We start from the raw sequence: 24121 nt of genomic DNA on the forward strand, positions 1-24121 counted from the left end.
ACGCGCCAGGACAGGGCAATGAGATCTAAATCCGCCAAATCATCCGAGAATCTGCTCGAGGAATTGCAAACCGCGCTCTCGCACGGCACCGTCGCGCACCGGGTCGAGACGCTGCGCCGCGTCACAGATCTCTTCGTGGGCAACGCCTCGGACTATTCCGACGACCACGTTCGTGTGTTCGATGACGTGTTCCAATGCCTGATCGAGCAGATCGAGACGTCCGCCAAGGCGCTGCTCGCCGACCGCCTCGCACCGATCGCGGCTGCGCCGCCGAAGATCATCCGCACGCTCGCGCTCGACGAGGTGATTGAGGTTTCCGGCCCGGTGCTGTCGAAATCCGAACGGCTGGACGAGGAGATCCTGATCGAGATCGCGCGCACCAGGGGTCAAGCCCATCTCAAGGCGATCTCGCTACGGCGGGTGCTGTCGGAAGCGCTGACCGACGTGCTGGTGACCCGCGGCGACGAGGACGTGGTGCAATCGACCGTCAGCAATCCGGGTGCGCAACTGTCGGAGGGAAGTCTCGCCGACCTCGTGACCCGCGCCGAGCGTGACGACGACCTCGCCAGTTGCATCGGCCTGCGGCCCGACTTGCCCCGCCATCATTATTTGAAGCTGGTCGCAAAGGCCTCCTTGGCCGTGCGCAGGAAGCTGGAGGCCGCGCACCCCGAGTTCGCGGACGACGTGTCCAGCGTGGTCCAGGAAGCGGCCCAGCGAATCCGCGCCGCCAGCATGACCAGGCAGACCGAGAGGGCGCGCGCGCTGGTGAAGTCGCTGCATGAGGACGGCCGCCTCACCGAGCTCCAGGTCGCCACCTTCGCGGAGCAGGGCAAGTTCGACGAGACCAATGCGGGGCTCGCGGCGCTTGCGGGCGTCGCAGTCGAGACCGCCGAGACCATGATGATCGAAAGCCGGATCGAGGGCGTGATGATCCTCGCCAAGGTCGCGGCCATGCAATGGTCGAGCGTCCGCGCCATCATTGCCCTGCGCGAGAAGCTCTCAGGCGGCTCGCAGACCGACATGCTGACGCTGCGCGACGCTTACGAGGCGCTGCGCAGCTCGACGGCGCAGCAGGTTCTGCGCTTCCACCGCATGCAGCAGGGCGCGACGCCGGCGGCGTGAAGCCGGCAAGCTAGTAGCGTAGGACCTTCGCCCCCGCCAGCGCCCCAATTGCCGCCACCAACGCGGTGGCGAGCGTGTACCAGGTCGCGACGAACAGCGGCGAGTCGTCGGTACAGTGCGAGGCGTACAGCGTCGCGGCAAGGCCCGCCGACACCAGGCCAGCGAGCGCACCGGCGAGTGCGGGATGGGACGGCGCACCGTGGCGAAGGCCGAACAGGGCCCCAGCAAGCAGCGGCAGCGACATCGCAGGGATTGCGAACAGGCATACCCTGGAATTCTTGCCCATCAATCGCATCGTCATCGGCATGGCCGGCGCCATCATCGCCTCGCTACCGATCGCCACCGCGAGCAGCCCGACCGGCAGCAGCAGTAGCCAGCCCCAGCCACGCAGCAAGGCTTCGGGACGCGACAGATGCAGGCTGACGATGATCGCGGGAATCGCGAGCGACAGTGTGACCGCGAATTTCATGTCGAAGAACGGGTTGTGCATCGCCGTCATCACATCGTGACGCACACCGAGAAAGGTGGCGAAGATCAGGATCGACAGCGGCGCAGCGACCAGCAGCGCCATGGTCAGCACCGCGCCGACGCGCGGCGGACGATGGGCGTTGTCGGCCGCGAGCGAGCGAATGAGTTGATCGGTGTCCATGACTACTGGTCCCGCAGTTTGGCAGTCAGCGCGGCAAGTCCGCGATGTAGCGCGACCCGCACCGCGCCCTCGCTCATCGAATATTTCACCGCCGTGTCCTTGATCGAGGTGCTGTCGACCGCGATCGACTGCAACACGTCGCGCTGGCGCTGCGGCAGCGTATTGAGCTGGCTGGCGACCTCGCTGGCCGAAGCGGTCTCCTGCGGCGCCTCGCCCGGCAGGGTCTCGGCGAAATCGTCGATGTTGACGAAGATCCGCCTGCCCCGTCGCCGCAGCATGTCGATCAGCTTGTTGCGGCCGATCGCAAACAGCCACGGGGCGAAGGGGGCTTCGCTGTCCCAAGTGTGCCGCTTCAGATGCACCGCCAACAAAATCTCCTGCACGATATCCTCGGCCTGGTCGGGAGGCTGCCCGGCCCGAGCCAGGCCGCGCCTCGCGGCAGCGCGCAGCACAGGCGCGACCGCCTTCAACAGGCGATGATACGCCGCGTCATCGCCTGCCATGGCCGACCGCATCAGGCCGGTCCACTCGTCCTCACGTCCGCGCACGCGCGCCCCTCACCATGCAATTCGGCCGCTCTTTCAGTTTGTTACGCTGGCATCAGCCAGATCACGAATTCGTGATCTTGCTTGGCCACGCGACCGATGCGGCCGTCAGGATCTGCGACGGCTCATAACACCGATCGGTCCAGTCCGCACCCCGCGGCCGGCTGCGAAGGCAGCGGTTTTGCCGCGCTTTTGCCCGGTGTGGCCCGAAGATTCCCATTTTCTGCCCCGCTGTGGTCACGCCCCAGGGTCTCTGTTCAGTCCCGGGACGGGCGGAATTTGGGGAGATCGTCAACATGATGAAAGCCAGCGGGCGCGCGGCCCTGATTCTCCTGGCCGGGCTTTTCTTGCTGTTCGGGGGCGTTGCACAGGCGGCGCCGAATTCAGCCGCAAGCAGCAAGTCGGACAGCCCGGGCAAACAGGCCGACACGGTCAAGCCGACCAAGCAGCGGCATCACACGTCGCGTCACCGCGACAACACCAAGACGGCAGAAAAATCCGACGACAAGGCCGACAAGAAGGACGCCGCGGCAACGGCCGATGAGACGAAGGCCGACAATCGTGACGCGCCGACTTCGAGCCAGATGCCGCCGGAAATCGCCAACGCCAATGCGCAACTCGCCGCCGCCGATACGCCGACCGCGGCTGCCGCTTCCGCAATGACGGGCCGGGCCAACGACAACGTCCAGGCCGCGGCCGATAATACCGCCGCCCCGAACGCCGAGAGCCAGGTCGTCGCACCCGATCAGCTCAACGACATCGACCGCGCCCTGCAACAGGACAACACGCCGGCGCAGAGGGCGGTGATCGACGCGCAGCCGCGTCCGGCGCCGGTGATGGCAAGCAGCCAGCAGAGCTCGGCCTGGGACCAGAGCTCCCTGGTCGGAAAAATCTTCATCGGCGTCGGCACGCTGCTGACGCTGGCCTCAGCCGCGCGCATGTTCATGGCGTGACTTTGGCTTGATTTTGGCCTGATCGCCGGCCCGCGGGACCTGGTCCGGAACGCGCATCTGGCCGCGTGTTCCGGCCGTCCTTGCGCCGATGGCTTTGCGGCCTCTTGAAGCCCACCGCGCCAGCGGGCACATTGCCCGCTCAACCAAAAGCGTGGGTGGAGCATGAGCACGTTCGAACACATCATCGTCGAAAGCAAAGGCGCGGTCGGCATCATCAAGCTGAACCGGCCGAAGCTGCTCAACGCACTCTCCTTCGGCGTCTTCCGCGAGATCGCCGCGGCCGTCGACGATCTCGAAGCCGATAACGCCATCGGCTGCATCGTCGTGACCGGCAGCGAGAAGGCGTTTGCTGCCGGCGCCGACATCAAGGAGATGCAGCCGAAAAGCTTCATCGACATGTTCTCGGAGGATTTTGCCGCGATCGGCGGCGATCGGGTCGCGCGCTGCCGCAAGCCGACGATCGCCGCGGTCGCAGGCTATGCGCTCGGCGGCGGCTGCGAGCTCGCGATGATGTGCGACTTCATCATCGCCGCCGACACCGCCAAATTTGGTCAACCCGAAATCACGCTCGGCACCATCCCCGGCATCGGCGGCACCCAGCGCCTGACCCGTGCGATCGGCAAGTCCAAGGCGATGGACCTTTGCCTCACCGGCCGCATGATGGATGCGGCCGAAGCCGAGCGCAGCGGCCTGGTCAGCCGCATCGTTCCCGCCGACAAGCTGATGGACGAGGTGATGGCCGCGGCCGAGAAGATCGCCGCGATGTCGCGGCCTGCGGTCGCGATGGCCAAGGAAGCGGTCAACCGCGCCTTCGAGACCACGCTCGCCGAGGGCATGAGCGTCGAGCGCAATCTGTTCCACTCGACCTTCTCGCTGGAGGACCGCTCCGAGGGCATGGCGGCGTTCATCGAGAAGCGGAAGCCGGTGAACAAGAACCGGTGAGCAGGCAAACGGTCAGGCTGTTGTAAGGCTCTGCCGCTTTCCCGCGGAATCCCTGTGACGTGCCTGCAACAAGCACGGAATACATGGGGGTTTCCCCCGCGGCAGTTTGCCTGCGGGACCTCGGCTGGTTAAACAGCTAAGAGAGCCGCCGTCGGCGGGGGCGGACAGCCGGGATTTGCGGATTACATGATTGGGCGTGCCGCCAGAGTTGGTCGCGTGATGACGCGGCATCGATCGGGCGTGGCTCCTGTGCTCGCGACATGGACCACGCTGGCGCTCTGTTGCGCCCTGCCCTCCGCCGCACGGGCGGAAGCGCTGCCCGAAGCGCTCGCCAAGGCCTACCAGACCAATCCGCAACTCAATGCCGAGCGTGCGCGCCAGCGCGCCACCGACGAGAACGTGCCGCAGGCGCTCGCCGGCTACCGGCCACAGATCGTGGCAAGCCTCAGCGCCGGGCTGCAATCGGTGCGCAACCTGCTGCCCGACAATACCATCCAGACCGCCAATCTGAAGCCATGGATCATCGGCGTCACCGTGTCGCAGACCCTGTTCAACGGTTTCCGCACCGCCAACAACGTGCGAGCCGCCGAACTCCAGGTCCAGTCGGGCCGCGAGGCGCTGCGCAACGTCGGCCAGGGCGTGCTGCTCGACGCGGTCACCGCCTACACCAACGTGCTCGCCAACCAGTCGCTGGTCGAGGCGCAGCGCTCCAACGTCGCCTTCCTGCGCGAAACGCTTTCGGTCACCCAGCGGCGCCTCAACGCCGGCGACGTCACGCCGACCGACAGCGCCCAGGCCGAGGCGCGGCTCAACCGCGGGCTCTCCGACCTCAACGCCGCGGAAGTCGCGCTGGCGGTGAGCCAGGCGGTTTACGCGCAGGTGATCGGCAATGCGCCGTCGCAGCTTCGAACGGCCGAAGTCGTCGACCGCTATCTGCCGAAGAGCCGCGAAGACGCGCTGACGATGGCGATCCGTCAGCACCCGGCGGTGATGGCGGCGGGCTTCGATGTCGATGTGGCCTCCACCAACATCCGCGTTGCCGAAGGCGCGTTGCTGCCGAGCGCCAGCGTCCAGGGCAGCGCCAGCAAGAGCCGCAACAACGACCCGACGCTGGGCACCTTCGCCGAAGATCAGGCCTCGATCGTCGCCAATGTCACCGTGCCGATCTACGACGGCGGCCAGGCCGCCGCACAGACCCGGCAGGCCAAGGAAATCACGGCGCAGAGCCGGCTCGTGCTCGATCAGGTGCGCAATCAGGCGCGCACGGCGGCGGTCAGCGCCTGGGTTGCCAATGAAGGCGCCAAAATCGCGGTCTCGGCCTCGGAGTCCGAAGTGAAGGCCGCGACCGTCGCGCTCCAGGGCGTGCAGCGCGAGGCCGCCGGCGGACAGCGCACGACGGTGGATGTGCTGAACTCGCAGGCCGATCTGATCCAGGCCAAGGCCCGCCTGATCGGCGCCAATCGCGACCGCGTGATCGCTTCCTACACGCTGCTCAGCGCCGTCGGCCATCTCGACGTCAAGACCTTGGGCCTGAACACGCCGGACTATCTGCCCGAGGTGCACTACCAGCAGGTCCGCGACGCCTGGCACGGCCTGCGCACGCCATCGGGGCAGTAGTTTCAATCGTCTGGCTTGGTGCCGATGAAAAGCCGCCGCATCCATCTGATGGGAGCCTCCGGCTCCGGCGCGACGACGATCGGCCGCGCGCTCGCGAGCCGGCTTGCGCTGCCGCATCACGACAGCGATGATTATTTCTGGCTGCCGACGGCGCCGCCCTACCAGACCACGCGCCCCGCTGCCGAGCGTCTGCGCCTGATGCGCGAGATGTTTCTGCCGCGGCTCGATTGGGTGCTGAGCGGAACGGTCACCGGCTGGGGCGACGAGTTCATCCCATTCTTCGATCTCGTCGTCTTTGTGACGACGCCGCGCGAGCTTCGCTTGCAGCGCCTGCGTGACCGCGAGGCTACGCATTTCGGAGCGGATGCCGTCGCACAGGGCGGCTGGCGTCATGAGGAGGCGGAGTCGTTCGTCGACTGGGCCTCGCACTACGAAGCCGGCGATCGCGAGGGTCGCAGTCTCGCAAGAGATGAGGCGTGGCTCGCGAAGCTGCCCTGCCCGGTCGTGCGCGTCGACGGCTCACGCCTGCTTGCGGACCTCGTCGAGCAGCTATGCAGCGAAGCGCAGCGGCTGCCGGGCTGATGTGATACTGTCACGATGCCACTGCCAAATAATAATACAGGGAGAGAAACCATGCTCAGCCGACGCAGCGTCCTGCTTGCCTCCCTTGCCGCCGGAGTTGCCATGTCGAACAAAGCCCACGCACGTGCCGCGCAGCCCGCCACTCCGGTCAATTTCGACGTCCCGGCCCATGCCTGCGACTGTCACACCCACATCCATGGCGATGTCGAAAAATTTCCGTTCTTCGCGGGCCGCGTCTACACGCCGGAACCGGCTTCGCCGGAGGAGATGGCCGCGCTGCACAAGGCGCTGCATATCGAGCGCGTGGTGATCGTGACGCCGAGCGTCTACGGCACCGACAACTCGTCGACGCTGTTCGGCATGAAAGCGCGTGGCGCGGCCGCGCGCGGGGTGGCCGTGATCGACGACAAAACGACCGAGGCCCAGCTTGACACGATGCAGGCAGACGGCTTTCGCGGTGTCCGCCTCAATCTCGCGACCGGCGGCGTCAACGACCCCAATGTCGGCCGGCCGCGCTTCACCGCCGCAGTCGAGCGCATGAAGGCGCGCGGTTGGCACGTGCAGCTCTACACGACGCTTCCCATGATCTCGGCGATCAAGGACCTCGTCGAGACGGCGCCAGTACCCGTTGTATTCGACCATTTCGGCGGCCTTGAGGCCTCGCTTGGGCTGGAGCAGCCGGGATTTTCCGACCTGGTCGCGCTGGTGAAATCCGGCAAGGCCTATGTCAAGATTTCCGGCGCCTATCGCTCCTCGAAGCTCGCGCCCGACTATCAGGACATGGTGCCCTATGCCCGCGCACTGATCGCGGCGAATGCGGACCGCATCGTCTGGGGCACGGACTGGCCGCATCCGGATTCGAGCCGTGTCGAGGGACGCAAAGCCACCGACATCGCGCCGCTCTACCAGATCGACGACGGCCGCCTGCTCAACCAGCTTCCGGTGTGGGCGCCGGATGCAGATGTGCGCAAGAAGATCCTGGTCGACAACCCGGCGCAACTCTACGGGTTCTGAGTCGCGCCAAGCGCAATTCGGTTCAACGACCGCGACACGGTTCCACAATGAGGCGTGGAACTGTTGTCGCGAAGGCACAAACTCGTTGGACTCACACGACGTGTTTGTGCTCTCGTCCGTTTCTCACCCTTCTGGTTGAGGCGGCGATTCTTTTTCGGGGCTACGCACACGCACAGATTTCATTTGTTCGTGCGGGTGCATGCCTTTATCGCATTATTTTGCCGCGCTTTTTTCCGGCATTGGAATTGGTTTCACCGTGGCCGCCCCCATCGGACCGATGGGCATGCTGTGCATACAGCGCACATTGGCATCCGGCATGGCCACGGGCCTCGCAACCGGCTTCGGCGCCGCGACCGTGCATCTCACCTACAGCGCTCTCGCGGTTTTAGGACTGGGCTCGCTGGCACAGCCCTGGGTCGAGGCCAATGCCGCCGGCTTCGGCACCGTCTCGGCGCTCACGCTGCTGTGGTTCGCGATCCGGACCCATCGCGGCTCGGTCGCGCTCCAGACGACCGACGTCGTCGACAACGTGCATCTGGCGCGGGCCTATCTCAGCGCCATCGCGCTTGGGTTCACCAATCCGCTGACCGTCATCCTGTTTCTGGCTGCGCTGCACGCCTTTTCAATGCAGACCGCGGCAGCCCCGCTGATCGCCGGTGTCTTCGTCGGTTCCGCGATCTGGTGGACCGTGCTCAGCACGATCGTGGCAATGGCGCGGTCACGGCTGACGCCGCGCATGCTGTCGATGAGCAGTCGGTTGGCCAGCTTGATGCTGCTGGGCCTCGGCACCATGATGCTGGTGCGGATCGCGCAGCGGATGCTGTGATTGGCGGCGTCAGCGTGCGCGGCGGGAGAAGAAGGAGATCAACACCGGCAGCGTCACCAGGATCACGATAGGGGCGAGCATCATGCCTGTCACCACGACCACCGCAAGCGGCTTCTGCACCTGCGAGCCGATGCCTTCCGACAGCGCGGCCGGCAACAGGCCGATGCCGGCGACGACGCAGGTCATCAGCACCGGCCGAAGCTGCAATTCGCCGGTGCGTATCACCGCGCTCATGCGGTCCATGCCCTCTTCGATGAGTTGGTTGAACTGCGACAGGATGATGATGCCGTCCATCACGGCGATGCCGAACAGCGCGATGAAGCCGATCGCCGCCGAGACACTGAAGGCGGTACCTGTGATCAAGAGACCGAGCACGCCGCCGAAGATGGCCATCGGAATCACGCTCATGGCGAGCAGCGTGTCGGTCATCGAGCCGAAATTGAACCAGAGCAGGACGCCGATCAGCGCCAGCGAGATCGGCACCACGATCGACAATCGCCGGATCGCGTCCTGGAGATTGCCGAATTCGCCGACCCAGTCCATGTGCGCGCCGGGCGGCAGTTGCACCTGAGCGGCGATCTTCTGCTGCGCCTCGCGGATGGCGCTGCCGAGGTCGCGTTCCCGTACCGAGAACTTGATCGGCAGATAGCGCTCCTGCTGCTCGCGATAAATGTAGGCCGCACCCGAGACGAGGCTGATGGTGGCGACCTCGCTCAGGGGGATCTGCGTGACGGTGCCGTTCGGTCCGGGCGCACCGATCCGCAAATTCTGGATCGCCTCGGCGCTCCTGCGGAATTCCGGCGCAAGACGAACGATGATCGGGAAGTGGCGGTCACTTCCTGCCTCGTAGATGTCACCGGCGGTGTCGCCGCCGATCGCGACCTTGATGGTGGCGTTGATGTCGCCCGGCGCGAGGCCATAGCGCGCGGCCTTGGCACGGTTGATATCGATCTGGATGGTCGGCTGCCCCAGTGAGGTGAACACGGCAAGGTCGGTGACGCCCTGCACGGTTGATAGCACCGACTTGATCTTGTTGGCGGTGTCGGTCAGCGCCTGGAGATCGCTGCCGAACAGCTTGATCGAGTTCTCGCCCTTCACGCCGGAAACGGCTTCGGAGACATTGTCCTGGAGATATTGCGAGAAGTTGAACTCGACGCCGGGGAAGCGATCGTCAAGCTGCTTGAGCAGCTGCGCGGTCAACTCTTCCTTGTCGCGGGTGCCGGGCCATTGGCTGGCGGGCTTGAGCGGCGCGAAGAACTCGGCGTTGAAGAAGCCCGCGGCGTCAGTGCCGTCATCGGGGCGGCCGTGCTGCGACACCACGGATTCCACTTCAGGCCGCGCGCGGATCACCTTGCGCATCTCGTTGACGTAGGAGTTGCCTTCCTGAAGCGAGATGGTCGGCGGCAGCGTGGCGCGGATCCAGAGATTGCCCTCCTCCAGCTTCGGCAGGAATTCGAGGCCAAGCAAGCGGCTGAGCGCAACCGTCATCAGTACGAGGCCGAACGCGCCACCGAGCATGATGCCGCGGTTGGCGACGGCCCAATGCAGCACCGGCATGTAGATCCGATGCAGGATCAGCATCACCCTGGTCTCGGTCTCATGAACATGCGCCGGCAGAATGATCGCCGACAGCGCAGGAGTGACGGTGAACGTCGCAAGCAGACCGCCGGCCAGCGCGTAGGCATAGGTCCGGGCCATCGGTCCGAAGATGTTGCCCTCGACGCCGGAGAGCGTGAACAGCGGCAGGAAGGCCGCGATGATGATGGCCGCGGCGAAGAAGATCGAACGAGAGACATCGGCCGCCGCGCTGAGGATGGCGTGGCTTTTCATGCCGAACAGCGTCTCGGACGACATCTGCTCGGATTCCGACATCGGCGTCGTCTGCGTCAGGCGCCGGAAGATCGCCTCCACCATGATGACGGTGGCATCGACGATCAGGCCGAAATCGATCGCGCCGACCGACAACAGGTTCGCCGATTCCCCCCGTAGCACCAGGATGATCACCGCGAAGAACAGCGCGAACGGAATGGTGGCGCCGACGATCAGCGCACTGCGGAGATCGCCGAGGAATATCCACTGCAGCAACACGATCAGCAGAATGCCGATCACCATGTTGTGGAGCACAGTGTGGGTCGTGAGGTCGATCAGGTCGCCGCGGTCATAGATGCGCTCGATGCGCACGCCGGGGGGCAGGATGCTGGAGTCGTTGATGGTTTGAACGAGTTGGTGGACGCGCTTGATGGTTGGCGAGCTCTGCTCGCCGCGGCGCATCAGGACGATGCCTTGCACGATGTCGTCGGACTCATCGAGGCCGGCGATGCCGAGACGGGGCTTCTGGCCGACGGTGACGGTGGCGACGTCCTTGACCAGCACCGGATTGCCGTTGGTCTGCGAGACCATGGTGTTGGCGAGGTCGTCGATCGAGCGGATCAGGCCGACGCCGCGCACCACGGCCGATTGCTGACCGATATTGACGGTGTTGCCGCCGACATTGACGTTGGAATTGCCGACCGCCTGGAGCAATTGCGGCAGCGTCAGGCCGTTGGCGACCAGCTTGTTGAAGTCGACCTGGAGCTCGTAGGTCTTGCTCTTGCCGCCCCATCCGGTGACGTCGATCACGCCGGGCACGGCACGGAAGCGCCGCTGGAGGATCCAGTCCTGGATGGTCTTGAGGTCGAGCACGCTGTAGTTCGGCGGGCCGACGAGACGGTAGCGGAAGATTTCGCCAATTGGACTGAGCGGCGAGATCTGCGGCTGCACATTGCCGGGCAGCGGCGCGAGCTGCGCCAGGCGGTTCAACACCTGCTGCAATGCCTCGTCATAGGTGTAAGCGAACGAGAACTGCAGTTTGACGTCGGAGAGGCCGTAGAGCGAGATGGTGCGAATGGTCGTCACGTTCTTCAGACCCGCGACCTGGGTCTCGATCGGAATGGTGATGTAGCGCTCGATCTCCTCCGCCGACAGGCCCGGGCTCTGCGTCACGATGTCGACCATCGGCGGAGTCGGATCGGGGTAAGCCTCGATGTTGAGCTGGTTGAACGCGATCAGGCCGCCGATGAGGACGGCGACGAACATCCCGACCATTAGGAAGCGCCGGTTGACGGCAAGGGCGACGAGGCGATCCATTCAGGTCTTCAGCTTGTCTTTTCCCGGCCCGTCGATCAGCTGCCGGACGCGGCGCGGTCGATGAACAGGCTGCCTTTGGTGACCACCTGCTCGCCGGGCTTGAGATTGCTGGTGACCTCGACGAGGTTGCCATTGATGAGACCGATCTTGATCTCGCGCAGCTCCACCGACTTGTCCTCGCGTGCGACCCAGAGGCGGACCTTGTCGGCTTCGTAGATCAAGGCCTGCTTCGGTACCGCCGGCGCGGCGCGGTCGCCGGACGAATAGATCGTGACGTTGGCGAACATCTCCGGCTTCAGCAGGCCATCCTTGTTGTCGATGGTGGCGCGGACCAGCAGGCGGCGGGTGTTCGGATCGATCGCGGCGGCGACGTAGTTGACCTTGGCGGTCAAGGGGCGGCCCGGGAGCGCCATCACGTTGACGGTGATGTCCTGCCCGATGCACACGGCAGCCGCATCGCTCTCGCGCACGAAGGCGGTGAGCCAGACGGTGGAGAGATCGCCGACCACGAAGACCGGATCGCTGGCGCCCGAATTGACGTACTGGCCGGGGCCAATTTTACGCTGCACGACCGTGCCTGCGATTGGCGAATAGATCGTGACTTCCGGATTGATGACGCCTTTGTCCTGGAACGCCTTGATGGTCTCGTCGGTGAAGCCGAGGATCCGCAGCTTGTTGCGCGCGGCTTCCAGCGCTGTCGCCGAGGAGCGCATGTCGTTCTGCGCTTGAACCTGGGTCGCTTCCGCCTGCTGATAGTCCTTCAGTGGGATGGCATGGCCCTCGTAGAGGTCCTTGGCGCGCTTGAACTGGATATCGGCAAGATCGATCGCCGACTTGGCCTTGTTCTGCGAGCTCATCGCCGCAATGAAATCGTTCTGGGCCTGCACGGTGTCGGCGGCCTCGATCGTGAACAGCGGTTGGCCTTGCTTCAGCACCTCGCCTGGCTTGGCGAGCAGCTTGGTCACCCGGCCTGCATAGGGTGAAAACACCGGCGTCGAACGGTCCTCGTCGACTGCGACCTTGCCCTCGGTGACATACTCGGCGCGGAAGGTCTTGGCCTTGACCGGCTCGATCGTCAGCGCCGCCCATTCGGACGGCGTCGGCGTGAAGTTCTGCGCATTTCTGCGCGATTGGCTGGAGATCTCGGAGTGGCTCTTCTCCTTGGCTCCCGCATAGAGGAAGCCGTAGGCCCCGGCACCGGCAAGAGCTAGTAAAACTACGGATGTAATTACCCGTTGTTTTGTAAGCACCTGCAATCGCTTGGTATTTTCAACTACCATGGGGCCCGGTCATGTCTGCGATGATACCGGCGGATGCCTCCGTCATCGGTCGCGCTAATAGTGCCGAATTGTAATTTCAAACAACCTAAAAAACACCGGGCGCCTTTCGGTTTGCGTTAAAAATTTGCGACACGTCAGCTTCACGTCAGCTTATCGCAGGCCACTCTGCCGGATGACTGCCGAGCGGCATCGCCGGACGGCTCCATTGCGCCCGCGTCTTCGACAGCAGTGCCGAATGGCGCACCGCCTTCAACGTGCCGAAGCCAGATGGCATGCCCTCGATGAATGCAGCATGTACGGCCTCACCCGTAATATCCGGGGTATTCAGGCCCTTTTCGAGCCGTCCGAGATTCCACAGCCAGCGCCCGGTCTGCGCCAGCGACACGCGCACGTGCCAGCTGCCGCCTTCGCGGGCCTGGCGGGCCTTGGCCATCATCGCGCCGAACGCCATCAGATAGCCGGTGGCGTGGTCGAGCATCTGCGCCGGCAATTCCTTCGGTCCATCGATGCCGGCAGCCTGTCCTTCGGCATGGTTGAACCCGGTCGTGGTCTGCACCAGCGAATCGAAGCCGCGCCGTTCAGCCCAGGGACCGGCATGGCCATAGGCTGACAGCGTTACGTAGACGATGCCGGGGTTGATTGTCGCTGCGTCCTCCGGCGTGAAGCCGAGAGCGGCAAGCGCGCGCGGGCGATAGCCTTGCGAGAAGATATCGGCGTCTCTCAAGAGCTCGCGCAACTGCGCACGCCCGGCCTCGCTTTTCAGCTCGATGAAGGTGGTGAGCTTGCCGCGCCCGGTGTCGATGGTCAGCCACGGAATGGCCGGCAGTTCGGGGCCTGACACGAGCAGCACATCCGCGCCGTGCGCGGCGAGCGTGCGGCCGGCGACGGGCCCCGCGATGACGCGAGAGAGATCGAGCACGCGCAGGCCTGCGAGCGGGCGATCGCCTTTTGGCAATCGTTGCGGCCATGGCTTCGGCGGGGCCTCGCCGATCTTCTCGATCGAGACCAGCGGCAATTCGGCGAGCGCGCGGGCCTGCGGCAGCGCCGACCATTCGTCGTACGAACGCATCAGGGCAACGACGCCGCCCGCGGCGTAGGTCGCAGTCTCGAAATCCTCGCTCTTCCATTGCATCAATGCGGCCTGCACCTTCTCGCGCTCGGGTTCGCAGCCGAGCACCTTGCAGACGGCGTCGCGATGATGCGGGAAATTGGTGTGGCAGCGGACGAAGCGGTTGTCGCCGGTTCTGTAGACGCCGGCGATGGCGTCCCAAGCGGGCGGCGGCGGCTTGTCGTCGACGCGCAAGTAGCGCTCGGAGCGGCATTCGGCGACGGCATGGCGCAGGTCGACGCTGACGTCCTGCGCTTCGCCGCTGCGCAATCTCCAGATTTCGGCGGCGGCAAGGCCGGCGGCGGCGATCGTTGTCTGGCCGGCAATTGCGACGCGAAATGAGGACGGGATCTGCGGCTCCTCGCCCGTCAGCCGGACGCGCGCGAGCGCGGCGGCGTCACCGCCAGCGGAGGTCCAGATGTTGCTGAGAATCTCGGTGGGGCTTTGCATGACCCTTCTCTCCCTTTAGTTTGCGACCATCGCATTAGCACACAAGGACATGCAATGGCCGCCATCGATCCTCTCACCGCAGGCGCCGTGTTCATCGCAACGGCGGCCACCGACGCGGTCTATGTCATGTTCACCTCGGCCGTGATCGCGCGCAAGCGCGTGCCCGCGGCGAACTGGAGCGCGGTCTGGTACATGCTCTCCTCCTATGCGGTGATCAGCTACACCGAAAACGCTTTCTATGTGGCTTTCGCGGCGATCGGCTCCTGGGCCGGCGCCTACGTCTCACTGACATTCCTGCACCGCCCGCCCGGCGGCCCGCCGGTGGGGGCGGCACCGGAGTGAGGGCCGCTGTTTCCACACGGTCATTGCGAGCGAAGCGAAGCAATCCAGAGTCTTTCCGCGGTGGCAGTCTGGATTGCTTCGTCGCAAGAGCTCCTCGCAATGACGATCTGGAGGCTTTTGGGCATCTCTCGAAACAGCTACACTAGCTGCGACCAACAAAAAAGGAAAACCAACCAATGGATCTCGGTCTCAAGGGCAAGAACGCCATCGTACTTGGCGGGACGCGCGGCATCGGGCGGGCGATTGCGGCGACGCTGGCCGGCGAAGGCAGCAATGTCGCGGTGTGTGCACGCAACGCGGACCAGGTTGCCGCCACGGTTACGGAGTTGAAGGCCAGCGGGATCCGCGCGACCGGCGGTCCGGTGGATGTCACGGACGGCGCGGCACTGAAATCCTGGATCGAGAATGCTGCAAAGGAGCTTGGCGGCATCGACATGCTGTTCTCTAACGCGGGTGCAATGGCACAAGGCCATGATGCCGCGTCGTGGGAGCAGAATTTTCGACTCGACCTGCTCGGCGCCGTGCACGCGTTCGACGCCGCGCGGCCGTTCCTCGAGGCTAGTGGCGACAAGGGTGGCGACGCCGCCTTCGTGATCATCTCATCGATCTCCGCGGCGCAAGCGGACACGGCGAGTTCCTACGGCCCGATCAAGGCTGCGTTGATCCACATGGCCAAGGGGCTGGCACGGCAGTACGCGAAGAAGAAGATCCGCGTCAACGTGGTCTCGCCAGGCACGGTCTATTTCAAGGGCGGCGTCTGGAATACGATCGAGCATAACATGCCCGAGCGCTACAATGATGCGATGAAGCGTAACCCCACCGGCCGCATGGCGACGCCGCAGGAGATCGCGAGCGCAGCGGTGTTTCTGGCGAGCCCGGTGTCGGGGTTCACCACGGGCTCCAATCTGGTGGTGGACGGCGCGATCTCGAACCGGGTGAATTTTTAGAACAGACTCGTCATTGCGAGCGTAGCGAAGCAAATCCAGTATTTCTCCGCGGTGACAGTCTGGATTGCTTCGCTGCGCTCGCAATGACGGGACGAGCGAGACGCGGCCCCCACCCTCAATGAAAATCCCGCGACGGCGGCAGGATGCGGACGTTGCGGGGGTGGCGAAGTTTTTGCGCGGGCGCATCCGTGTGGGCGCGGGGATCGTCGTTGAGCGGCTCGATCGGGGCGACGCCTGCCGGCACCGGATGCTTGCGGCCGAGGGCGTCGTTGGCGAGGCCGACCAGATCGTGCGAGCGGTCGATCATCCGCTGGGCGATCAGATGCGTCACCTTTTCGGGACTGCTCTGGATGTAGCCCTCGACGAGGATGAGGCGTGCGCCCATCACCTCCTTCCGGTACTGCTCCATGATCTTCGGCCACACCACGACATTGGCGATGCCGGTTTCGTCCTCCAGTGTCATGAACACGACGCCGCTGGCGCTGCCCGGCCGCTGCCGTACCAGCACGACGCCGGCACAGCGGACACGGCGCCGCTCGTTGTCGTGATTGATGTCCTTGCAGGCGACGATGCGCTCGCGCGTAAACATCTCCCGCAAAAATTCAATCGGATGGCCTTTGAGCGAAAGGCGAATGGTCTGGTAGTCCGCGACCACCTGTTCGGCGCGCGGCATCACCGGCAACGGCCTGGCGTGCTCGTCCGGCTGCTCGCGTGCGGTGGCCACCTCGAACAGCGGCAGCGGCACATCGTCGGGCAGGCGCCGCACCTGCCACAGCGCCTCGCGGCGGTCGAGCCCGAGCGAGCGGAACGCGTCGGCATCGGCGAGCAGGATCAACGCGCGCTTGGGCAGGCCGGTGTCGCGGGCGAAGTCTTCCAGCGATGTGAAGGGCCGGCGGTTGCGGGCGGCGACGATGCGGTCGGCCCAGTCGGGCGCTCTCTCCACATGGTCATTCCGGGACGCGCCTCTTTTCAGCCTTTCCTCATCCTCGTCCAGCCAGTGGAAACCGTCGATCTGGCGGAAGCCGAGACGTACCGCGCAATATCCGCCGTTTCCCTGCTCCAGCGTGCTCTGCGCAAAACTGTAGGACACATCGATCTCGCGCACCTCGACCCCGTTCTTGCGGGCGTCGCTGACGATCTGCGCCGGGGCGTAAAAGCCCATCGGCTGCGAGTTCAGGAGGCCGCAGCAGAATGCATCAGGGTGATAATGCTTCAGCCATGAGGAGATATAGACAAGCTGCGCGAAGCTTGCGGCATGGCTCTCCGGAAAACCGTAACTGCCAAACCCCTTGATCTGTTCGAAACAGTTTCTGGCAAAATCAGGCGCATAACCGCGCGCGATCATGTTGCCGATCATCTTGTCTTCGAACTTGTCGATGGTACCGACATTGCGGAACGTTGCCATCGCACGGCGCAGGCCGTTGGCCTCCTCGGCCGTGAACTTCGCGGCTTCGATCGCGATCCGCATCGCCTGCTCCTGGAACAAGGGCACGCCGAGCGTCTTGTGCAGCACCCTGTAAAGCTCGTCCTTGTCGCCATGATCCGGCGACGGAGACGGATAGCTCACCTTTTCCAGGCCGTTCCGCCGCCGCAGATAAGGATGCACCATGTCGCCCTGGATCGGACCAGGCCGCACGATCGCGACCTCGATCACGAGATCGTAGAAGGTCCGCGGCCTCAGCCGCGGCAACATGTTCATCTGCGCGCGGCTCTCGACTTGGAACACGCCGAGCGATTCCCCGTCGCACAGCATGTCGTAAACCCTGGAATCATCCTGCGGGACGCTCGCCAGCATCCAGCGTTCGCCCTTGTGCTGCTCGATCAAATCAAAGCATTTGCGGATGCAGGTCAGCATGCCCAGCGCGAGCACGTCGACCTTCATCATGTTGAGCGCGTCGACGTCGTCCTTGTCCCATTCGATGAAGGTGCGATCGTCCATCGCGGCGTTGCCGATCGGCACATAGGTATCGAGCCGGTCCTGCGTGAGCACATAGCCGCCGACATGCTGAGACAGATGACGCGGGAATTCGATCAACTCGGTCGCGAGCTCGACAGCGAGGTTGATCATGGAATTTTGCGGATCGAGGCCGGCCTGCCTGACCTGCATGTCGTTGAGACCCTTGCCCCAGCTGCCCCAGACGGTGTCGGCGAGTGCGGCGGTGACGTCCTCGGTCAGGCCCAGCGCCTTGCCGACGTCGCGGATGGCGCTGCGCGGGCGATAATGGATGACGGTGGCGATGATCGCGGCGCGATGACGGCCGTAACGCCGATAGACATACTGCATCACCTCCTCGCGCCGCGAATGCTCGAAATCGACGTCGATGTCGGGCGGCTCCAGCCGCTCCTTGGAGATGAAGCGCTCGAACAGCAGATCGACCTTGGTCGGGTCGACCGAGGTGATGCCGAGCACGTAGCAGACCGCCGAATTCGCCGCCGATCCCCGCCCCTGGCACAAAATGTTCTGGCTGCGGGCGTAATGCACGATGTCGTGCACGGTGAGGAAGTAATGCGCGTATTTCAGATCGGCGATCAGTGCGAGTTCTTTCTTCAGGGTGGCGCGCAGCTTGTCGTCGATCTTGCCGCCGAAATATTTGTCGACACCGGCCCAGGTCAGATCCTCCAGATGCCCTTGCGCGGTCTTGCCCCGCGGTACCGGCTCGTCCGGATACTGGTATTTGAGCTGATCGAGCGAGAAGGTGATCTTGTCCGCAAAGCGCATGGTCTCCGCGACAGCGTCAGGGAAATCGCGGAACAGCCGCGCCATCTCCCTGGGCGTCTTCAGAAACCGCTCGGCATTGGCTTCCAGCTTCCGGCCGATCGCCTCGATCGTGGTCTTTTCCCGGATGCAGGTCAGCACGTCCTGGAGGGGACGGCGCGCGGGATGGTGATAGAGCACCTCGTTGGTCGCAAGCAGAGGCACTTTTGCTTTTGCGGCGAGATCATCGAGCTGCGCGAGGCGACGGCGGTCGCCGCCGCGATAGACCAGGCTCGCCGCCAGCCACACGCCCTCGGCCCGACTTGCCTTCAGCTTGGCTAGGATGTCCTGCGCTTGCGTCGCATCGAAGCGATGCGGCAGTGTCAGGATCAGGAGCTGGCCTTCGGAAAACGCAAGGAGATCGGCGAAGGTGAGATGGCACTCGCCCTTCGCGATCCGCGTGATGTCGTCGCCGCGCTTGCCCCTGGTGAGAAGCTGGCACAGCCGGCCATAGGCGGCGCGGTCGCGCGGATAGACCAGGATATCCGGCGTGCCGTCGACGAAGACGATGCGGATGCCAATCAAAAGCTTCGGCTTGTGCAGCACCTCGTCATTGTCGAGCTCCTTGTAGGCACGCACCACACCGGCCAGCGTGTTGTGATCGGCAATGCCGATCGCGGGAATGCCGAGGATGCTGGCCTGATGTACATAGTCGCGCGGATCCGAGCCGCCGCGCAGGAAGGAGAAATTCGTGGTGATGCCGATCTCGGCATAAGCAGGTATGTTCATGCGAAGAGACCGTGCACATACCAACCGGGAGGAACGGGCTTGCCGTCGCCGTCGAAGCACTCCCCCTCGTAAAGACCGTCGCGAAAGATCCAGAAGCGCAAGCCTTCGGCATCTTCGATACGGAAATAATCCCGCGTCAGTTGCTTGCCGTCCTGCCGCCACCATTCCATGGCGATGCGCTCGGGGCCCTCCACCCGCACCACCGCATGCTGCGCGCGGCGCCAGGTGAATTGATGCGGCGGCCCGTCGGGCACGGTCGCGAACGGCACATTGATCGGCTCAGGCTTGTCGAACAACCGCAACGGACGCAGCGGCGGCTCAGTCTCGGTGCGCGCGGGCCATTCGGCCTGCATGGCCACGGCGAGATGATGCTGGGCAGGCGCCGCCAGCACCGCACATTCAGGGATATGGGTATCCTCAGGCAGGTGCACGACGACGCGCTTTCCGCCGATGCGCGCGGCGATGCGGTCGATCAGCGCGGCAAGCTCGTCATTGTCGTGGACATGGGCGTCGAGATCGCGCTGCTCCTGCACCACGATCTCGGTGCGGCTTGCCGACAGCCGCACCATGTCGAAGCCGAAGCCGGGATCGAGGGGATCGGCGAGTGCATCGAGACGCTCGCGGAACAGCCGGTCGACGACCGCGCTCCGCGTCACGGGACGTCCGGTTTCGACCATGATGGCGCGCACCGCGCCGTCGGTACGGAAGAATGTGGCTTCTAACCGTCGCGCGCCCTTGCCCTGCTTCTCCATCGACGCGATCAACGTATCCGCCAGGCGCGACAGCGTCATCGCGATCATGGTGTCGGTCGCGATCGGCTCGGCAAAGCGTTTCTCCACGATGTAATCAGGCGGCGGCTTTCGTGGATTGATCGGCGCATCGCCCTGCCCCAGCGCATGCGCGAGCAGCGTGGAGAACCGCGCACCGAACCGCGCCGTGATTTCGCTCGGCGTGCGCGAGGCGACATCGCCGATGGTCTTCAGGCCGGCGCGTCGCAGACCGGTGGTAATGGCCTCACCCGCGCCAAGTGCGGACACCGGAAACCGACTGATTGCCGCCGCCTCCTCGCCATCGGCAACGATGGTCCCTGAAGATTGCCGCGTCAGCGTGCGCGCGCAGACCGAGGTGCCGGCGATCGCCGCGCTGACGGCAAAGCCCTGGCGGTCGAGGGCGCGGACAAGGGTTTGCAACAGCGCAGCCTCGCCGCCGAACAGATGCGCGCAGCCGGTGATGTCGAGGAACAGCCCGTGCGGCGGATCGAGTGCCACCAGCGGCGTGAAACGATCGCACCAGTCGGCGATGTCGCCGATCGTCTTGGCATCGGCCACGGCATCGGCGTCGAACACCTTTAAATCAGGACACATCGCCCGGGCATTGGCCAAAGGCTGGCCGATATGCAGACCGAGGCGCTCGGCCGCCTCGTCCAGCGCATGGATCACCAGCGCGTTGCTGTCCTTGGCAACGACGATGCTGGGCGCATTATTTTCATGCAGTCCGACGTTGCCGAAGAACCGCTGGATCCGATCGATGGGCAGGCGCGGCAGCCACAGGCTGAGGATACGCCGACGATTCAGAGAACTGGCACTCATCACATTTCCATTCCATGATCCACCGGCCGCACGGGCCATGACGATTGCGCAGGAGCTCGGCATCGAAGCGCGGCGCCCCCCAGGCACTCCACATCGCGCCCGGCGGCGAATGCGCCGCGCGCAGCATCCATCTGGTCTCGGCGGTTGAGGGTAAAGGTTGCGCGGCCATCCGCAGCAGCAAGCCGGTGACACCAGAAGACTGCGCAGCCAGCGTCAGCTTGCGGCTCGCAACCAGATCGAACTGCCTCGTCTCGCCCCAGAGCTCGAGCACGATCGCACCCAGCGCGTCGCAGGCGAGCGCATCGGCCGCCGTGCGCAACGCACTCTCCACGTCGGCGGCGCGCACCATCACCATGCGGCGCGGATCGAGACCGATCTCGGTGAGCCCGCTCATCGACAGCGCACCGGTTTCAATTTCTGAAAAATCCTGCCGCACCCACAGCAGCGGTTTGCGTGCCGTCACGCGCCCCGCAAGTCCGGTGACAAAGCCCGTCGCGGCCGCGCCCTGACGTCCTTCGCAAAATACCTCGTGGATTGCCGCGCGTGCGAGCCCGCCCTTCAGCGCGCTGTCGGCCTCGCGATGGCCGAGCGCGACACGGTCGCGATGATGCACGACCTCCGCCGTCTCGATGCGCTCGATCTGGCCGCGCAAGGCTGCAAGCGCGCTTGTTCGTGCGCCGCTCATATACGCCGCTCCTTAAGGGTGATTGCCGATGGCTCTCAAAAAGAGAACCAGCGGCTAGCTCATTTGTTCATGATATGTTCTAATATAAAGCTAACGACGCCCCGGGAGTCAATCGAATTGGCGGGCCTTGGGATTCATGAGCTGAATCAAAGGGATTCCAATATGGACGTGCAACGCAAGCTGGAAATCCTGGCGGACGCCGCCAAGTACGACGCGTCCTGCGCCTCCAGCGGCACCGAGAGGCGGGATTCCAGCGACGGCAAGGGCATGGGATCGACCGCGCCCGGCATGGGCATTTGCCATTCTTACGCGCCGGACGGCCGCTGCATCTCGCTGCTCAAGGTGCTGCTGACCAACGCCTGCAACTACGACTGCCTCTATTGCGTCAACCGGGCCTCCTCCAACGTGCCGCGTGCCCGCTTCACCATCGACGAAGTCGTCAAGCTGACGCTCGACTTCTACCGGCGCAATTACATCGAAGGACTGTTTCTCTCCTCCGGCATCATCCGCAACCCCGACTACACCATGGAGCAGGTGGTGAGCGTCGCGCGCAAACTGCGCGAGGAGCATCACTTCCGCGGTTACATCCCTCTCAAGACGATCCCCGAGGCCGACGATGCATTGATCTCCGAGGCCGGCAAATATGCCGACCGTCTCTCCATCAACATCGAGATGCCGCAGGAGACGAGCCTGCAGCAATTCGCGCCCGAGAAAGACGTGCGCGCGATCCGCCGCACCATGGGCCGGCTGCGGCTGAAGCTGGACGAGGCCGAGGAAAGCCACAGCGCGAACACAAAAGCCAAGCCGCAGCGCTTCGCACCGGCCGGCCAAAGCACGCAGATGATCGTCGGCGCCGACGCGGCCTCCGACCACACCATCCTCCACACCAGCGCCAATCTCTACGGTTCATACAGGCTGAGGCGCGTCTATTATTCCGCGTTCAGCCCGATCCCCGATGCCAGCCGCGCGCTGCCTCTGCGCGCGCCGCCCTTGCTGCGCGAGCACCGTCTCTATCAGGCCGATTGGCTGATGCGGTTCTACGGCTTCGACGTCGGCGAGATCGTCGACGATAGCGCGATGCTGCCGCTCGACATCGATCCAAAACTCGCCTGGGCGCTGCGTCACCGCGACCGCTTCCCGCTCGACGTCAACCGCGCCAGCCGCGAGGAGTTGTTGCGCGTGCCGGGCTTCGGCACCAAGGCGGTCGAGCGCATCATCGCGGCGCGCCGCACGACCACGATCCGCGTCGCCGACCTCGCGCGGCTGCATGTGCCCCGCAACAAGGCGCTGCCGTTCATCGTCCTCAGCGATCACAAGCCCCCGCCGCATCGCCTCGACGAGGCACTGTTGATCGAACGGTTCAAGCCGGCAACGCAACTGGGATTTGGATTCTGATGCAGTACATCACCCTCGAGAACGAAACCGATTTCGACGGCTGGCGTAAAGCCGCACGTAGCCTCGTGCTTCACCAAACGAAACCGGCCGATGTCACCTGGGCCGTGCAGGGCGGCGAAGCGGAGCTGTTCGCGACGCCCTCGCCGTCTGCGCTGCCGGCGGCTGGCGACGGTACCTTCAACGTGCCGGCAAAATTCGTCGAGCTCGCCAAGGCCGCGATCCTGCATCGCGATCCCGAGCGTTTCGCGATCCTCTATCGCCTGCTGTTTCGGCTGAAGGACAATCACGACCTCATCGAGGTCGCGACCGATCACGATGTCGCGCAAGTCGCGGCCATGGCAAAGGCGGTCTACCGCGACGAGCACAAGATGCATGCCTTCGTGCGCTTCCGTGAGATCGGCAGGGAACGCGAAGCACACTACGTCGCCTGGTTCGAGCCGGAGCATCACATCGTCGAGCTCGCCGCGCCGTTCTTCGCCAAGCGCTTTGCCGACATGCCCTGGTCGATCCTGACGCCGGATTTGTGCGCGCATTGGGATGGCCACGCGCTCTCGTTCACATCAGGCGTCAGCAAGAGCGAGGCACCGAGCGAAGACCGGCTGGAGGAAACCTGGCGGCGCTACTACGCCAGCATCTTCAATCCGGCCCGCCTGAGGGTGAAGGCAATGCAGACCGAGATGCCGAAGAAATATTGGAGGAACCTGCCCGAGGCTTCGATCATTAAGCCCCTGATTGAGGACGCCGAGCGCATGACCGGCGCCATGATCGCCAATGCCCCAACCGATCCGCACAAGCCTCAAAAGCGGCCGGAGGCTCCGATGAAGCGCAAGACCGCTGCCGACGATCTCGAAGCGCTCCGCGAGGAGGCCGCCCACTGCCGCGCCTGCCATCTCTACAAGGACGCCACCCAGACCGTGTTCGGCGAGGGTCCGAAGTCCGCCAATGTCATGCTGGTCGGCGAACAGCCTGGCGACAAGGAAGACCTCGCCGGCCATCCCTTCGTCGGTCCAGCCGGCCAGATGCTCGACAAGGCGCTGCAGGAGGCCGGCGTCGACCGCAAGAAGGTCTATGTCACCAACGCGGTGAAACACTTCAAATTCGTGCCGCGCGGCAAAATCCGCCTGCATCAAAAGCCGAATACACCGGAGATAAAGGCCTGCCGACAGTGGTATGAACGAGAAGTCTCCGTCATCCAGCCCGATCTCATCGTCGCGATGGGCGCGACCGCCGCGCAGAGCGTGTTCGGCAAGATCACCCCGATCGGAAAGAACCGCGGCCGGCTCATAGACCTGCCCGACGGTCACAAGGCGCTGGTGACCGTGCACCCGTCCTATCTGCTGCGGCTGCCCGATCCGGAAGCCAAGGCGCTGGAATATCAGCGCTTTGTTGAAGACCTGAAGATCGTCGCCGGTTTGCAGAAGAAAGCCGCGCGCGCCGCCTGAATACAGGCGGGAAAACCCCTTTC

The 24121-nt window shown here is 64.5% G+C and carries 19 protein-coding genes; 11 read left to right on the plus strand and 8 right to left on the minus strand.

Going from position 1 to position 24121, the window contains the following annotated elements:
* Positions 1–18: 18 nt before the first annotated feature.
* Entirely contained in the window at positions 19–1122 is a 1104-nt protein-coding gene (locus IVA93_RS25430) for a DUF2336 domain-containing protein (protein WP_026233261.1), read from the plus strand.
* A gap of 10 nt (positions 1123–1132) precedes the next feature.
* Here IVA93_RS25430 and IVA93_RS25435 read toward each other — a convergent pair whose 3' ends face one another.
* Complete coding sequence (locus IVA93_RS25435) at positions 1133–1771, minus strand: NrsF family protein (protein WP_247371002.1); 639 nt, start codon at positions 1769–1771, stop codon at positions 1133–1135.
* Between the two features lie 2 nt (positions 1772–1773).
* Entirely contained in the window at positions 1774–2319 is a 546-nt protein-coding gene (locus IVA93_RS25440; RefSeq protein ID WP_247371006.1) for a sigma-70 family RNA polymerase sigma factor, read from the minus strand.
* Positions 2320–2612: 293 nt separating this feature from the next.
* On the opposite strand from IVA93_RS25440, the gene IVA93_RS25445 reads away from it, so the two are divergent.
* The 6 genes from IVA93_RS25445 to IVA93_RS25470 all read left to right on the plus strand — a co-directional run bounded on the left by IVA93_RS25445 (position 2613) and on the right by IVA93_RS25470 (position 8250).
* On the plus strand, positions 2613–3269 hold the full coding sequence (locus IVA93_RS25445; RefSeq protein ID WP_247371009.1) for a hypothetical protein: 657 nt from the start codon (positions 2613–2615) through the stop codon (positions 3267–3269).
* Between the two features lie 162 nt (positions 3270–3431).
* Positions 3432–4211 (plus strand): enoyl-CoA hydratase, encoded by a 780-nt coding sequence (locus IVA93_RS25450; RefSeq protein WP_247371013.1) that lies wholly within the window; start codon positions 3432–3434, stop codon positions 4209–4211.
* Between the two features lie 186 nt (positions 4212–4397).
* The gene (locus tag IVA93_RS25455) at positions 4398–5828 is read left to right on the plus strand and encodes a TolC family outer membrane protein (RefSeq protein WP_247455150.1); all 1431 of its coding nucleotides are present in this window, start codon (positions 4398–4400) and stop codon (positions 5826–5828) included.
* A 24-nt stretch (positions 5829–5852) separates the two neighbouring features.
* A complete protein-coding gene (locus IVA93_RS25460) occupies positions 5853–6410 on the plus strand; it encodes an AAA family ATPase (RefSeq protein WP_247371019.1) in 558 nt (185 codons plus the stop codon).
* A 51-nt stretch (positions 6411–6461) separates the two neighbouring features.
* Positions 6462–7424: an amidohydrolase family protein gene (locus IVA93_RS25465; protein ID WP_018456897.1), complete on the plus strand. Its 963-nt coding sequence runs from the start codon at positions 6462–6464 to the stop codon at positions 7422–7424.
* Between the two features lie 256 nt (positions 7425–7680).
* Complete coding sequence (locus IVA93_RS25470; protein ID WP_247371022.1) at positions 7681–8250, plus strand: LysE family translocator; 570 nt, start codon at positions 7681–7683, stop codon at positions 8248–8250.
* A gap of 9 nt (positions 8251–8259) precedes the next feature.
* Here IVA93_RS25470 and IVA93_RS25475 read toward each other — a convergent pair whose 3' ends face one another.
* From IVA93_RS25475 to IVA93_RS25485, 3 genes are all read right to left on the minus strand, one after another.
* Positions 8260–11376 (minus strand): efflux RND transporter permease subunit, encoded by a 3117-nt coding sequence (locus tag IVA93_RS25475; protein ID WP_085352250.1) that lies wholly within the window; start codon positions 11374–11376, stop codon positions 8260–8262.
* A gap of 35 nt (positions 11377–11411) precedes the next feature.
* Positions 11412–12656: an efflux RND transporter periplasmic adaptor subunit gene (locus IVA93_RS25480; protein ID WP_247371026.1), complete on the minus strand. Its 1245-nt coding sequence runs from the start codon at positions 12654–12656 to the stop codon at positions 11412–11414.
* Between the two features lie 145 nt (positions 12657–12801).
* Positions 12802–14214 carry a CoA transferase gene (locus IVA93_RS25485; protein ID WP_085362355.1) on the minus strand — a complete coding sequence of 471 codons (1413 nt, stop codon included), beginning with the start codon at positions 14212–14214 and terminating at the stop codon, positions 12802–12804.
* 54 nt (positions 14215–14268) lie between these two features.
* On the opposite strand from IVA93_RS25485, the gene IVA93_RS25490 reads away from it, so the two are divergent.
* Together IVA93_RS25490 and IVA93_RS25495 are read left to right on the plus strand one after the other, a co-directional pair.
* Positions 14269–14556 (plus strand): hypothetical protein, encoded by a 288-nt coding sequence (locus tag IVA93_RS25490; RefSeq protein ID WP_007593600.1) that lies wholly within the window; start codon positions 14269–14271, stop codon positions 14554–14556.
* A 176-nt stretch (positions 14557–14732) separates the two neighbouring features.
* Positions 14733–15503, plus strand: coding sequence for an SDR family NAD(P)-dependent oxidoreductase (locus IVA93_RS25495; RefSeq protein WP_018456902.1), 771 nt, complete (start codon positions 14733–14735; stop codon positions 15501–15503).
* Positions 15504–15618: 115 nt separating this feature from the next.
* On the opposite strand, the gene IVA93_RS25500 is transcribed toward IVA93_RS25495, so the two are convergent.
* From IVA93_RS25500 to IVA93_RS25510, 3 genes are read right to left on the minus strand one after another with little or no spacing between them, the layout of a single operon-like run.
* Positions 15619–18987: an error-prone DNA polymerase gene (locus IVA93_RS25500; RefSeq protein WP_247371029.1), complete on the minus strand. Its 3369-nt coding sequence runs from the start codon at positions 18985–18987 to the stop codon at positions 15619–15621.
* Positions 18984–20576, minus strand: a complete 1593-nt coding sequence (locus IVA93_RS25505) for a Y-family DNA polymerase (protein ID WP_247455152.1) — start codon at positions 20574–20576, stop codon at positions 18984–18986. Before IVA93_RS25505 ends, IVA93_RS25500 begins: the two co-directional genes overlap by 4 nt.
* A complete protein-coding gene (locus IVA93_RS25510) occupies positions 20473–21261 on the minus strand; it encodes an ImuA family protein (protein ID WP_204510671.1) in 789 nt (262 codons plus the stop codon). The genes IVA93_RS25505 and IVA93_RS25510 overlap by 104 nt, the downstream gene beginning before the upstream one ends.
* Before the next feature lie 162 nt (positions 21262–21423).
* Here IVA93_RS25510 and IVA93_RS25515 point away from each other — a divergent pair, with 162 nt between their 5' ends.
* Positions 21424–22656, plus strand: a complete 1233-nt coding sequence (locus IVA93_RS25515; protein WP_247789262.1) for a putative DNA modification/repair radical SAM protein — start codon at positions 21424–21426, stop codon at positions 22654–22656.
* Positions 22656–24098 (plus strand): UdgX family uracil-DNA binding protein, encoded by a 1443-nt coding sequence (locus tag IVA93_RS25520; protein WP_247371042.1) that lies wholly within the window; start codon positions 22656–22658, stop codon positions 24096–24098. Before IVA93_RS25515 ends, IVA93_RS25520 begins: the two co-directional genes overlap by 1 nt.
* The last annotated feature ends 23 nt before the right edge of the window (positions 24099–24121 follow it).

Origin of the sequence: Bradyrhizobium sp. 155 (genome assembly GCF_023101105.1) — a bacterium.
Classification (GTDB): domain Bacteria; phylum Pseudomonadota; class Alphaproteobacteria; order Rhizobiales; family Xanthobacteraceae; genus Bradyrhizobium; species Bradyrhizobium canariense_D.

Coding starts and splice junctions, on each gene's coding strand:
- IVA93_RS25430 (WP_026233261.1), top strand. CDS start 19: ATGAGATCTAAATCCGCCAAATCATCCGAGAATCTGCTCGAGGAATTG.
- IVA93_RS25435 (WP_247371002.1), bottom strand. CDS start 1,771: ATGGACACCGATCAACTCATTCGCTCGCTCGCGGCCGACAACGCCCAT.
- IVA93_RS25445 (WP_247371009.1), top strand. CDS start 2,613: ATGATGAAAGCCAGCGGGCGCGCGGCCCTGATTCTCCTGGCCGGGCTT.
- IVA93_RS25450 (WP_247371013.1), top strand. CDS start 3,432: ATGAGCACGTTCGAACACATCATCGTCGAAAGCAAAGGCGCGGTCGGC.
- IVA93_RS25455 (WP_247455150.1), top strand. CDS start 4,398: ATGATTGGGCGTGCCGCCAGAGTTGGTCGCGTGATGACGCGGCATCGA.
- IVA93_RS25460 (WP_247371019.1), top strand. CDS start 5,853: ATGAAAAGCCGCCGCATCCATCTGATGGGAGCCTCCGGCTCCGGCGCG.
- IVA93_RS25465 (WP_018456897.1), top strand. CDS start 6,462: ATGCTCAGCCGACGCAGCGTCCTGCTTGCCTCCCTTGCCGCCGGAGTT.
- IVA93_RS25475 (WP_085352250.1), bottom strand. CDS start 11,376: ATGGATCGCCTCGTCGCCCTTGCCGTCAACCGGCGCTTCCTAATGGTC.
- IVA93_RS25480 (WP_247371026.1), bottom strand. CDS start 12,656: ATGGTAGTTGAAAATACCAAGCGATTGCAGGTGCTTACAAAACAACGG.
- IVA93_RS25485 (WP_085362355.1), bottom strand. CDS start 14,214: ATGCAAAGCCCCACCGAGATTCTCAGCAACATCTGGACCTCCGCTGGC.
- IVA93_RS25490 (WP_007593600.1), top strand. CDS start 14,269: ATGGCCGCCATCGATCCTCTCACCGCAGGCGCCGTGTTCATCGCAACG.
- IVA93_RS25495 (WP_018456902.1), top strand. CDS start 14,733: ATGGATCTCGGTCTCAAGGGCAAGAACGCCATCGTACTTGGCGGGACG.
- IVA93_RS25500 (WP_247371029.1), bottom strand. CDS start 18,987: ATGAACATACCTGCTTATGCCGAGATCGGCATCACCACGAATTTCTCC.
- IVA93_RS25505 (WP_247455152.1), bottom strand. CDS start 20,576: ATGAGTGCCAGTTCTCTGAATCGTCGGCGTATCCTCAGCCTGTGGCTG.
- IVA93_RS25510 (WP_204510671.1), bottom strand. CDS start 21,261: ATGAGCGGCGCACGAACAAGCGCGCTTGCAGCCTTGCGCGGCCAGATC.
- IVA93_RS25515 (WP_247789262.1), top strand. CDS start 21,424: ATGGACGTGCAACGCAAGCTGGAAATCCTGGCGGACGCCGCCAAGTAC.
- IVA93_RS25520 (WP_247371042.1), top strand. CDS start 22,656: ATGCAGTACATCACCCTCGAGAACGAAACCGATTTCGACGGCTGGCGT.